Annotated in this window: 10 protein-coding genes and 1 tRNA gene; 3 read left to right on the top strand and 8 right to left on the bottom strand. The window is 35.8% G+C overall.

The genetic code is table 11. The features are described from left to right. Positions 1 to 152 precede the first annotated feature (152 nt). From G7Y56_RS08185 to gldG, 6 genes are all read right to left on the bottom strand, one after another. Positions 153 to 1,352, bottom strand: a complete 1,200-nt coding sequence (locus G7Y56_RS08185; protein ID WP_165042616.1) for a site-specific integrase — start codon at positions 1,350 to 1,352, stop codon at positions 153 to 155. Positions 1,353 to 1,478: 126 nt separating this feature from the next. Continuing rightward, positions 1,479 to 1,552 (bottom strand) — tRNA-Arg (locus tag G7Y56_RS08190). A gap of 91 nt (positions 1,553 to 1,643) precedes the next feature. Beyond that, positions 1,644 to 2,537 carry a 4-hydroxy-tetrahydrodipicolinate synthase gene (dapA, locus tag G7Y56_RS08195; protein WP_165025429.1) on the bottom strand — a complete coding sequence of 298 codons (894 nt, stop codon included), beginning with the start codon at positions 2,535 to 2,537 and terminating at the stop codon, positions 1,644 to 1,646. A gap of 83 nt (positions 2,538 to 2,620) precedes the next feature. Next, positions 2,621 to 3,124, bottom strand: coding sequence for a hypothetical protein (locus G7Y56_RS08200; protein WP_165042618.1), 504 nt, complete (start codon positions 3,122 to 3,124; stop codon positions 2,621 to 2,623). Positions 3,125 to 3,252: 128 nt separating this feature from the next. After that, entirely contained in the window at positions 3,253 to 5,250 is a 1,998-nt protein-coding gene (gene ligA / locus G7Y56_RS08205; protein WP_165042620.1) for an NAD-dependent DNA ligase LigA, read from the bottom strand. A gap of 77 nt (positions 5,251 to 5,327) precedes the next feature. After that, positions 5,328 to 7,721: a gliding motility-associated ABC transporter substrate-binding protein GldG gene (gldG, locus tag G7Y56_RS08210; RefSeq protein ID WP_165042622.1), complete on the bottom strand. Its 2,394-nt coding sequence runs from the start codon at positions 7,719 to 7,721 to the stop codon at positions 5,328 to 5,330. 31 nt (positions 7,722 to 7,752) lie between these two features. On the opposite strand from gldG, the gene G7Y56_RS08215 reads away from it, so the two are divergent. From G7Y56_RS08215 to G7Y56_RS08225, 3 genes are read left to right on the top strand one after another with little or no spacing between them, the layout of a single operon-like run. Further along, entirely contained in the window at positions 7,753 to 8,553 is an 801-nt protein-coding gene (locus G7Y56_RS08215) for a hypothetical protein (RefSeq protein ID WP_165042624.1), read from the top strand. 56 nt (positions 8,554 to 8,609) lie between these two features. Further along, a complete protein-coding gene (gene mscL / locus G7Y56_RS08220; protein WP_165042626.1) occupies positions 8,610 to 9,023 on the top strand; it encodes a large-conductance mechanosensitive channel protein MscL in 414 nt (137 codons plus the stop codon). A 13-nt stretch (positions 9,024 to 9,036) separates the two neighbouring features. Beyond that, a complete protein-coding gene (locus tag G7Y56_RS08225) occupies positions 9,037 to 9,903 on the top strand; it encodes a M48 family metallopeptidase (RefSeq protein ID WP_165042628.1) in 867 nt (288 codons plus the stop codon). Between the two features lie 74 nt (positions 9,904 to 9,977). On the opposite strand, the gene G7Y56_RS08230 is transcribed toward G7Y56_RS08225, so the two are convergent. Next, entirely contained in the window at positions 9,978 to 10,733 is a 756-nt protein-coding gene (locus tag G7Y56_RS08230; protein WP_165042630.1) for a porin family protein, read from the bottom strand. 14 nt (positions 10,734 to 10,747) lie between these two features. Further along, positions 10,748 to 11,815, bottom strand: coding sequence for a PCMD domain-containing protein (locus G7Y56_RS08235; RefSeq protein ID WP_255498685.1), 1,068 nt, complete (start codon positions 11,813 to 11,815; stop codon positions 10,748 to 10,750). Between the last annotated feature and the right edge of the window lie 157 nt (positions 11,816 to 11,972).

Below are 11,972 nucleotides of genomic sequence, written 5' to 3' on the forward strand. Positions count from 1 at the left end.
TAAATACAATAATTATCAAGTTGTTATGCAAATTTATATTTATTTTTTCAGGGGAATCTTGGGTCAGGTTTGTAGGTTATTACCTAAATTTATATATAATATTTTAAATGCTTTTAGCAATCATAGATAATTATTCATAATAAGTTTGATACTCACAACAAATTTTTCATAGCTTCATCAATCTGACTATTTTCAAAGCTATCCAAATAGATTTGAGTCACTTTTTCAGAACTATGGCCTAATGATTCACTAATGATAGAAGTATTAACCCCAGAACGTTTTAAAACGGTTGCATAGGTATGACGTGCGACATAAGTAGTAAGATCAATTGGTAGATTTAGTTCCTCACCTATACCCTTCAAACCTTTATTTATTATGGCTAAAACTTTATTTACTCTGTTAGCTCTCTGTATATCAGTCTTATGAAATGTTGACAATATAGGAAATAAATAAGGATTATCTTGTTGCTTATATTTTACAACTATTTCAAATGCTTTCTCCTGTATAGGTATCTTAATCAACTTCTTTGTTTTTCTGCGTGTATAAACTAATCTCTGATCTACAATGTTACTTTCTGTAAGATAGGATATATCAACAAAGTTAATCCCTCCTGAGAGGTAAGAGAAATAAAATAGATCAATTGCTAGTCGAGTATATTCTCTATCACTCTTATAGCTGATTATTCTCTCTACATCAAGTTTTGTGATTGACCTCTTTACTGTTTCTTCATGTAGTTTAGAGACTTTATAAGTTTTGAATGGGTAATACTCTGCCTTGACTAGTTTCTCTTCAATAGCCTTATTAAAAAGCACTCTTAAGGTTCTAAACCTTACCCCAATTGAATTACTAGCTAGTCCTTTTGATCTTAGCCATGCTTCATATCTTTTAAGCCAAATAACATCAATCTCTGAGAAGTAAATGTCTAAGTGAATGTTAAATTTTAATAATGAGACTAGTAACTCTTTGTACGTAGAAGCATACTTTAACCTACCCTCTTGCTTTAAGCGGTTGATCTCTTTATCAAATAATTCTTGAACCGTGTTTTTAGTTTTAAAAATGTTAATTTTTTCAACAAGTTTGGTAGCTGTGTAGTCTTTACTTTCTAGCGTAAATGCAAGAATTTGCTCTGAATATTCTTTTGTTTTTTCTGTAATTAGGTTCTGTATTGCTTCTTTATTAGGGCAATTTCTACGTGGTTTGCTCTTGTTAAAATCCCAAAATTGTGGGTGAATTGAGACTCCTAGACTTTTGTATTTCTTCTTATTGTCTTTACAAATTCTTATCATCAAAGGATGTTCTCCATTAGATAAGGTTTTAGACTTGAATAGCACTACATTAACTGTTGCACTCATTGGTTTAACTGGTTTAACTCTTGGTTTAACTAAGATGTGAAAACCACATTAAAACCATTCTAACAATATCAATTATATTAAAATCAAAAAAGCACCTATAACTTTCATTATAAGTGCTTTTAAAAGTGACCGCGCTAGGATTCAAACCTAGAACCTTCTGATCCGTAGTCAGATACTCTATTCAGTTGAGCTACGCAGCCATTGCTTAATTGCGTTGCAAAGGTAAAACAGTTTTGGTAATTATGCAAATTAATTACCATTATTTTTCACCTTTTATTGCCAGAAATGGCATCAGCACTTGATATTCAAATCGATAAGTACATTTCTTATTTGTTCGTATGTAGTAATACGTGTAGGTACAAGAGGTAGACGAAGCTTATTTTCGATATATCCCATCATATTCAGCATACTTTTCACTCCTGCCGGATTTCCATCCACAAACAAGAGATTAAATAATTCGCTAAAACTATGATGTATTGTCAACGAACTTTGATAGTCTCCTTCAAGAGCTAAACGTGTCATTCGACTAAACTCTTTTGGAAAAGCGTTCCCTATAACCGAGATAACGCCTACAGCACCCAGTGTGATCAGTGGAAAAGTAATACCATCGTCTCCCGAAATGACATCAAAGTTCTCGGGCTTGCGTTTAATTATTTCGTCCATCTGGGTCATATTGCCCGATGCTTCTTTTACTGCAATTACATTATCGCATTCGCATGCAAGACGAAGCGTCGTTTCTGCACTCATATTTACTCCTGTACGCCCCGGAACATTATATAGAATAATAGGGAGTGGAGATGCATCCGAAATAGCTTTATAATGATGATAAATTCCTTCCTGCGACGGTTTATTGTAATATGGAACAACCGATAGTATACCATCGATACCTGTATAATCACACGTTTTCAGTCTTTCGACAATCGAACGGGTATTATTACCACCCTCTCCTAAAATGATTGGAATCTGACCATTTACACGACTAATTATCAATTCTACTATCTGCTTCTTCTCATCTTCTGTCAATGTAGGCGTTTCGGCTGTTGTCCCCAATACCACAAGGTAGTCGGTTCCATTTTGCAATTGATAATCGACAAGACGAGAGAGAGCATCATAATCGACACTTTCGTCTTCTTTAAAAGGAGTTATCAAAGCAACCCCCATTCCTTTCAAATTCATTCTTGGCATAAAAAGTCGTTCAAGCTAATCTCTCTATCTTACGAATAGATAACTGATTTCGGTTTGTGCAAAATTAAGAATTTATTTGCACCTCAACGTATATTGTTAAGGTAAAATTTTATTTGAGTGTAAGTTTCAACCAAGTTTTTATCATCCTCTTTCAATATTATGAAATCAAATACTTTATAATCTAACTCTTTAATGCCTACACAAAATTCGGAGGTATTGATTCCCAATAAGTAAAGCAATGCGTTCTCATCTTTAGTCGTCAGATCAAGAAGAGTGTCATATTCCAAAGATTCGAATTCATTAATAACAGAGGATGAAAGCACTTGCGTTTTAGATAATTCTTTTGAGGTTATTATTCGTACATTAGGCATATCCAAAGCAGGCGCATTCTTTGGTTGTATAGTCCATAACAAGACTTCCTTTCCATTATCCCTCATATCCTGAGCTATTTCACTTACCTCTTTCCAGTCTTTAGAATTGAAAAGAATAAGTATCGTAACCATATTTTCGGGAGAACGGAAAACATGTTTACGAGTATGGTTTTTCAAGACCGAATTTACCTTCTTTTTTATATAGAAATCAAGCATATATTTTTTCTTAAGATGTTTATAGATATCTAATTATAACTAAAACAGAATCATTTTGTTTTCTATTTAAGGTTAAATAAGTAAAGTAAAAGGCTCGAAACCTTATTATTTATTCTCAATTAAGCATACTATTCAATCATTTCCAAGAATTTAGCCTCATCGATAATGGGTACACCAAGCTTTTCTGCTTTTTCCAGTTTGGCTGGACCCATATTATCACCAGCTAGAATATAGCTTGTTTTCGCCGAAATAGAGCCACTATTCTTACCACCATTCTGCTCTATCATCGCTTTGTATTCGTCCCGTGAATATTTTTCAAATGTACCGCTGATAACAATTGACAGACCGGCAAGCTTATCTGTTTTTTGTGATATAATATCATCGCTTAATTCAAACTGCAAACCATATTCTCTCAACTTAGCAATAACCTCTCTGTTTTTCTCCTTTTGAAAATAAGCTACTACACTTTGAGCAATACGTTCGCCAATCTCATCCACCTGAACCAAATCTTCTGTTGTCGCCGCCATTAGTGTATCAATATTAGTAAATGCCATAGCCAGCTTTTTTGCTACTGTTTCACCTACATATCGGATGCCCAAAGCAAACAAAACCCTTTCGTAGGGTACAGCAACCGAATTTTCGATACTGCTTATAAGATTCTTTGCACTTTTTTCAGCCCAACGTTCCAAACGTGCAACATCTTGCCATTTTAAGGTATAAACGTCTGCAATATCATGAATAAATCCGGCATTATAAAGATGCTCGACAGTTTCCGAACCACCGCCGATATTCATAGCTTTACGAGTAAAGAAATGCTCTATACGCCCTTTGATTTGCGGAGGACATAAAGTATCGTTAGGACAATAGAATATAGCTTCTCCTTCATCTTTTATAAGGGGAGTTCCACATTCGGGACAGTCTTTTATAAATTCAACTTTCTCGTCAAATATATTACGTTGCGAAGTGTCTACTTCTGTGATCTTAGGAATTATCTCCCCACCCTTCTCTACCGATACCAAATCATTGATATGCAAATCGAGCGCTTTTATATTGTCTTCATTATACAGTGATGCACGTTTAACCGTAGTGCCCGATAGCTTAACCGCTTCCAGATTAGCCACAGGTGTAACAGCCCCTGTCCTACCCACCTGATAAGATACTGACAGCAATCGTGTCCATGCTTTTTCTGCCTGAAATTTAAAGGCAATAGCCCAACGAGGAAATTTAGATGTGTACCCCAGATTACGTTGCTGGGTAAGCGAATTTACTTTCAGAACTATACCGTCTGTAGCTACCGGCAGATCTTTACGTTCAATGTCCCAATGATGAATGAAAGCAAATATCTCATCCAGAGTTTTGCACTTTCTCATCGCATCAGACGTTTTAAAGCCCCACTCTTTAGCCTTCATCAAGTTCTCGTAATGACCATCTGTCGGCAAATCCTCTCCTAATATATAATAGAAATAAGAATCGAGTTTACGCGATGCTACTATCTTAGGGTCTTGCTGCTTAAGTGTTCCTGATCCTGCATTACGAGGATTGGCAAATAATTGTTCTTCTTGTTCTGCCCGCTCCTTATTCAGTTCTTCGAATACCGACCAAGGCAATAATATCTCTCCCCTTATCTCAAATTCTTTAGGGTAATCACTTCCATTCAGATGCAGAGGGATACTGCGGATTGTGCGCACGTTGGCCGTCACATCATCACCCTGTACACCATCACCACGCGTTACAGCCTGCGTAAGTTGTCCGTCAACATAAGTCAATGAAATGGATGTACCGTCATATTTCAGTTCACAAACAATTTCAAAATCGTCGTTCAAACCTTTCTTTACACGGTTATAAAAATCCGTCACCTCTTCTTCGGTATATGTATTACCTAGCGAGAGCATCGGATATTTATGGGCTACCTGTTTGAATGTCTTGTTGATATCGCTACCTACACGCTGTGTAGGCGAATTAGCATCGAAAAATTCAGGATATTGTGTTTCCAGATCGGATAACTCTTTTAATTTCTTATCGAAATCAAAATCTGAAATAGTAGGTGTAGACAATACATAATAGTTATAGTTATGTTTGTTCAACTCCTCACGAAGTGTATCTATTTTTTGTTTTATAGAATCCATTTATTAAATTATATGTAGGTGTGTGCAAAAATAATCAAGATTTGACAGCAAAAATAAATTAAAAATCTAAAAGATGTTTATTTCTCATACTTCCTTTTTCTGTACATAAATATTCCACCCATTATCAATCCCATAAATAAGACAGGGAAAGCGATATTCAGCACTGCATACTTATCACGATTTGAAAAAGACTCTTTTTTATTCAGAATACGCATATATTGCTGCTTACTTCTCAATTGCATCCATCCATCATCGTCTGTAAGCCAATTTACTGCATTCACGATAAAATCACGGTTACCATATTGCCTTTGCGAAACACGATCATATCCCATAGGTAATACATGTGAATCTTCGCCTTGTCCTTCTATTTCGTTACGGATAATCTCGGATGAAGCAACAACTATCATTTTAGTTTTTTTGCTCGTATTTATTGTCTTATGCTGGCCAATAACCCTATCGGGTATCATTCTGTTTGTAAAAGCCGAATTAAATTCCCCTTCCAGACTTACAGCCACCGGAATATACTGTTGATCGAAATAACCGGACTGATTCTGTATTTTCTCAACATCAAAGTCTATCATTTCGGGTACTTTTACCAAATGAGTATTTGCTGAACTAGTCAACAATATAGATTTTTGAATTTGTGGCAAGTTGTTTACAATATCCACCGAACTCGCAAAAGCTGTCTTTACATCCCTTATATTCTTTGTTATCGGATCATCGGGCGAAGGGATCAGTAATGGCATATAATAGAAAGGTAATAAAGTTGCGCTCTGGGTATCATCGCCAGTCATCAAATAAATAGAAGCAGACTGTTTATCCTGCACCAAATCGGAATTAATCCTTACACCATACGAAAACAGTAAATCATCGAGGCTAACATCATTTTTCATGCTTGGCGAAAAACCTTCTCTAGCCAAATCGCTTTGAGAATAGTAAACACCATCGACCAGCCAAAGAACTTTGCCTCCCGACATTATATACTGATCGATAATATATTTCTCTTCTTCTGTATATTTTTCAGTCGGACCAGCGATAATTATAGCATCCAACTCATCAAGAACTCCAATTTCTGCTCCAATCTCTCCCCTATTCACAAAGTAATATTTAGATAGAGCTTCTTCGGCATCGTAGACATAAGCTCTGGGTAACTCTCCATGCCCTTCTATAAAAGCGATATTTTTAGGATTTTCCTGATTAAGTAAGCGTATAGCATCAATAAACTCAAATTCGAGGCTTTCTATCGAAGCATTCAGATTTTCATCAGCCGTATAGCCTGCAATATTCTTAAGTAAAGGCACTATAAGTGAGCCCTTCGATGTTGTAAGCTCCGCATAAGGATATATAACCTTCTGACTGGATTTACCCTCTCTATCTACCTCATTGAGAACAATACCCGGCATATCGTTTTCGGTCATTGCTTTATACATATCCTGAATAGAAGGATATAATTGATAGGGATTCTTATAAGCTACTTCGATCTTATTATCGGCATATCTGTTAAAATCAGTCAATAACTCGCTTACGGCATCTTGCAAATGCTGAAATCCGGCATTTAAATCTCCGGCTAAATACACATTCACTTTTACAGACTCTTGTTCTCCAACCTTTGCCAGTAAATTTTTAGAATAATCATTTAAAGTATATCTTTTGTCCGCTGTAAAATCGAATCGCAGATTAGGAACAGATAGAAATACGACATTGAGAACAGCAGCTAAAATAATTAAGACCTTCACTATTCGCCCTTTGCTTCTACGCAAAACTACCAATGTAAAAATAGAGAATATAAATACATAATTGAAGACCACCAATAGGTCTTTAAGTTGTATTACCCCCCGTTGCATCAATTGGTAATGATGCACCAGACCAACAGAAGATATTATTGCCTGTATTTTGCCCGAAAGGAACATACCGGCTAATAATTCAAATCCGTAAAAAGAAAAGAGACTAAGAAACACAGCCAAAACCAACGCTGCAATCTGATTCCGACTTGTAGAAGATGCAAACAAACCTATACTTATAAATACCTTAATTAGTAAAAGCAACGAAATATATGAGGCGACAATACTTTCAATATCTATATTTCCGACAGGGTTAGCAAGTTGGTACAACGAATATACATATATGGTTGTAGGAAGCAGGGTTATCAGGATAAACAGATAAGAAGCCAGAAATTTACTTAAATATATACTTAGTATGCTAACAGGTCTGGACAGAAGAATATCTAAAGTACCATTTCGTTTCTCCTCCGAAAATTGTCGCATCGTCAATGCCGGAATCAAAATACAGAGTAGAATAGGAGATAAATCAAAGAAACGTCCCATATTTGCATAACCGCTGTCAATAAAGTTGTAACTTCCCCCGAAAGCCCACAGCATAATGCCCATCACAAGCAGAAATGCGAAAGAGAAAAAAGCGCCTGCGGAAGAACAAAAAACAGATTTGAGTTCTTTGATTACTAAAGCTTTCATATATCTTTGTAACAATTGATTAGATTATTTCATGCTGAATAAACGAAGTATAAAGATAGTTATTTTATTGATTCTAATGCTTATCGTCATTGTTTGTGGATGGCATATGTATCAACGACTGAATCAAAACAAGCAGTTTTTCGATACAGATATTTACACATGTATCTCACCACAAGCACAAAAGGTGATCCATATTAGTAGAAATCATAGTTTCGATAAACTGTATCAATACAATGCAGGCTTAAAAGCGATAATAGAACCACTGAAAGAATATATATCTTATCCCATCATAATATATGGAGACAAATACGACAAAATATTATTGATGAAAGTAAGTAAGGAGCAGGAAATAGATATAAAAAATATTTTGGAAACAAAAATAATCTCTGCACACCCTCCAAAAGAAATAAAATATAAAGATTCAATACTATTATTGTATAGTACTTCCGACAATCAGTTTTTAGTCTGTACTTATCATAAAGGTATTCTCGCACTGAGCAAAAACTACAAACTTGTAACCGATTTTATTGACATAGACCCTCAAAACACATTCTTCACCAATTATGAAGACGATAATACAATATATAAATTAAAGAAAAAATCGCCCATAAGCCTGTTTATCAAAGAAAACGACAACTTATTTGCTCTCGACTATACCACCAACAATGACTCCATCAAACTAAATGGCTATTTATTAAACTATAAGCACGACATAGACCCTGATATTCCATACAAATTGTTACTACCTGACAGCCTATGCATCGAACAGATACAAATAGCAGATACTAACAGTATAAAAACCATAAAAATGATATTAAACAAAAACCTTTAATTGGTGTTTAAATAGATAGAATAATAATTTAATAGTAATTATAAAAAACAAATAGCATGTCTGTAATAAAAGAGTTGAAAGAGTTCATGATGCGTGGCAACGTAGTCGATTTAGCTGTCGGTGTTGTAGTCGGTGGAGCATTCGGTAAAATAGTTTCATCGTTAGTGAGTGATATTATTATGCCTCCTATAGGAGTAGTATTGGGCGGTGTAGATTTTGCCGATCTTAAATTTATACTTCAGGATGCTACAGCCGATGTGGCAGCAGTCTCTATCAATTATGGAAGTTTCATCCAGACAGTTCTTGATTTTGTTATTATTTCAACAGCTATCTTCTTTGCTGTTAAAGCAATGAATTCATTGAAAAAAGCACCGGTGGAAGAAGCGCCTGCCGAAGCACCCGCACCAAGTAAAGAAGAAATATTATTAGGGGAGATAAGAGATCTTTTAAAAGAGCAAAACAAAAAATAATACACCCAACATTATGCTTAAATATATATCCCTTCTTTTTATAGTTTCTGCAATCCTGTTTACCAGTTGCGGAAGCGTTCCTGTTACCGGACGTAAGCAAATGCTTTTAGTGTCCGATCAGGAAGTATTGACTTCGAGTCTAAAACAATATGGCGAGTTTATCCAATCTGCTCCTATATCAACTGATAAAAAAAATACAGAACTTGTAAATAAAGTAGGACGGAATATTGCAAATGCCGTAGAAGCATATCTCAAAAAGAATGGACTCGAAAAAGAGGTTTCACAATTTTCATGGGAATTCAATCTGGTAAAAAGTAATGAAGTAAATGCATTTTGTATGCCCGGTGGTAAGATCGTCGTATACGAAGGAATACTTGCTTACACGAAAGATGAAACAGGTCTGGCTGTTATTATAGGGCACGAAGTAGCGCACGCGGTAGCAAAACATGCCAACGAAAGAATGAGTCAGCAAACTGCCGCAAATTATGGCAGTACAGCTTTAAGCGCAGTACTAGGCGGTTCATCTGAAATCACAAAAACAGTTGCCTCAACGGCTTTTGGCTTAGGTACTCAATATGGGCTTTTGTTGCCATATTCGCGCAAGCACGAACTGGAAGCGGATGAATTAGGACTTATATTCATGGCAATGGCAGGATACGATCCTCGCGCAGCTGTTGGATTCTGGGAACGGATGTCTGAAAAATCGGGTAGTAATACAAGTGAATTCTCCAGCACTCACCCTTCGGATGCTAAACGGATTAAAGAGATAAAAGAGGCTCTGCCCAACGCCCTGAAATATTATAATGGAGGAGTAGGAACTGGTACGACAAATACCAAGAACACTAAGGATGCCAAGACATCAGAAAAATGGAAATTCTGATAATTAAAATAATATAAATAGAAAAGAGGTTATTGAATAATAACCTCTTTTTATATAATATATCAACTGTAAAATTATAGTTTATATGTCAGTCCAAAAGTAAAATAGATATTGTACATATTAAACTCTACTGCTCTAAAATCGGAAGGGAAAATCGGTCTTAATCCCCAATCGAGATTACCATAAACACCAAAACGCTCATTTATCTTTCTTTCGGCACCAACTGTCAATCCAAAATCAAACGATCTTAAATCATCGTTAAAATCAAACGTAGCTTTCTCCGTAATTTCAACTTTTTCACCCGTAGGATCACCAAGTCGGATATAACCATCCGATACATGCCCTTTGAACTGTCCGCTAAATAAATAAGAAGCGTATCCACCCAAGCGCATTTCCCAGTTCTCACTAGCTTTATAAGTTGCATATAGAGGTATAGTTACATAGGCAGTCTTTACGGTTGTTTGATTCTTACCAACGAAGTAACCTTTTAAGATACTATTGCTACCTTCTTGGGGAATCACCTCGGTATACATATATTTCACTCTATCTCGTATGCCCATGCCTTTATAATTGAGCAAGATACCGCTACCCAATCCCCATTTACTCTCTGTTCTATAGACGACATTGTACCCGAGTTGTGGTGTGAATTGAGGCCACCAAGCCTCAACGGACCGCACCTCGGCTGGAATAGACAAAGGAGTTGTAGCTCCAATATTAAAACCGGCTACAATTTTATGTTCAAAAGTACCATTCTTCCATATCTGAGCGAATGAAGGTAAAGTTATCAGTATAGATAAAAGCAGAAAAGCTATATATTTAATTGTTTTCATCTTTATAGTTATAATTAATTTTCATCGAAAGATTCGCATTCCACTTCTACTTCATCTACTATAAGAGTGCTACCCACAGCCCCTTCGTAGAAATCACCATTTTTACTAGAAGCAAAAACAATAGCCAATTTATAGTCATTTTGAGAATAATCTATATCTCCTTTGTAAATGAATGGAAGCTCGAATTTCGTATATTCCTTCTTCGCTGTTCTATCTTCTAATATAGCCGTAGCAACAACCTTGTCCGAAGTCAGTATATTAGTCCCATCCAGATATTCTTTCTGACCTTCGGCTCCTTTAGTTACCTTATACAAAACAGCATAAATAGAGCACTCGTCCATCTGTCCCGCAACTTCACCTTGTTTGTTTATCAGTTTCTCACCCGGTGTATATTTATAGTAACCTGTCATTTTTAGCGGTTTACCGTCCTCCTTAGGATGTATCTGTCCAAATAAAGGAGACTTTGCCGGATTAGACATTTGCAATTTAAAATCGCCTCTGAAAAGAGATCCGGAAAAAACTGGAACATACCCTACAACAAAGAAATTTCCGCCTACTTGTGTTTCTAGCAAAGCCGCATACTTCCCCCTATAAGCATCAATAGTTGAACGTGTCGGGTATTCTGTTACATTCCCTGCCTTAGCAGTCATAACCCCTTGGTTTGCAGATTTCCAAGCAGGATCGCTCATTGCCGGATATTTCCAATATGCACCTTCCTCTGTCCAATTTTCAAAATCATATTTGAAACCCATTCTTGATGTAACACTTACAGTATATCTTTTACTATAGTTTCCATCTTCCGACACAACAGTATAGACTACATCATTCGTGAAATCTTGTGCGACGCCCGATGCAGGAGAAATCGTTGCACCTGGAGATACCTCGATTTCAGGAATTAAATTTGTTTTATCTGCTGCTGATAGTACAAGCTGAACCCGATCTTCTGTCATCGAACTCGATATATAATCATCGCTCTTAATTGTAAACGAAACAATATCAGCCTCTCTGTATAGTGGCTCATCTTTGATACAAGAGGTCAGAAACAATGTTCCGAGACTCAATAATATTAATATATATTTCATATTTTTTTTACTAAAAACAGCAACAAAGATAGCCATAATAAATATCTTATAATATTTAAAAAAATGAAAAAATGAATAGGAATCATGTCTCCGATCGTAAATGTTAATGAACATACCAGAATAAGAACAGTATTAAACTTTTATATTTGAAAAAAAA

Source organism: Dysgonomonas sp. ZJ709, from assembly GCF_011039195.1.
Taxonomy (GTDB): Bacteria; Bacteroidota; Bacteroidia; order Bacteroidales; family Dysgonomonadaceae; genus Dysgonomonas.

Coding starts and splice junctions, on each gene's coding strand:
- G7Y56_RS08185 (WP_165042616.1), bottom strand. CDS start 1,352: ATGAGTGCAACAGTTAATGTAGTGCTATTCAAGTCTAAAACCTTATCT.
- G7Y56_RS08230 (WP_165042630.1), bottom strand. CDS start 10,733: ATGAAAACAATTAAATATATAGCTTTTCTGCTTTTATCTATACTGATA.
- gldG (WP_165042622.1), bottom strand. CDS start 7,721: ATGAAAGCTTTAGTAATCAAAGAACTCAAATCTGTTTTTTGTTCTTCC.
- mscL (WP_165042626.1), top strand. CDS start 8,610: ATGTCTGTAATAAAAGAGTTGAAAGAGTTCATGATGCGTGGCAACGTA.
- dapA (WP_165025429.1), bottom strand. CDS start 2,537: ATGCCAAGAATGAATTTGAAAGGAATGGGGGTTGCTTTGATAACTCCT.
- G7Y56_RS08225 (WP_165042628.1), top strand. CDS start 9,037: ATGCTTAAATATATATCCCTTCTTTTTATAGTTTCTGCAATCCTGTTT.
- G7Y56_RS08200 (WP_165042618.1), bottom strand. CDS start 3,124: ATGCTTGATTTCTATATAAAAAAGAAGGTAAATTCGGTCTTGAAAAAC.
- G7Y56_RS08235 (WP_255498685.1), bottom strand. CDS start 11,815: ATGAAATATATATTAATATTATTGAGTCTCGGAACATTGTTTCTGACC.
- ligA (WP_165042620.1), bottom strand. CDS start 5,250: ATGGATTCTATAAAACAAAAAATAGATACACTTCGTGAGGAGTTGAAC.
- G7Y56_RS08215 (WP_165042624.1), top strand. CDS start 7,753: ATGCTGAATAAACGAAGTATAAAGATAGTTATTTTATTGATTCTAATG.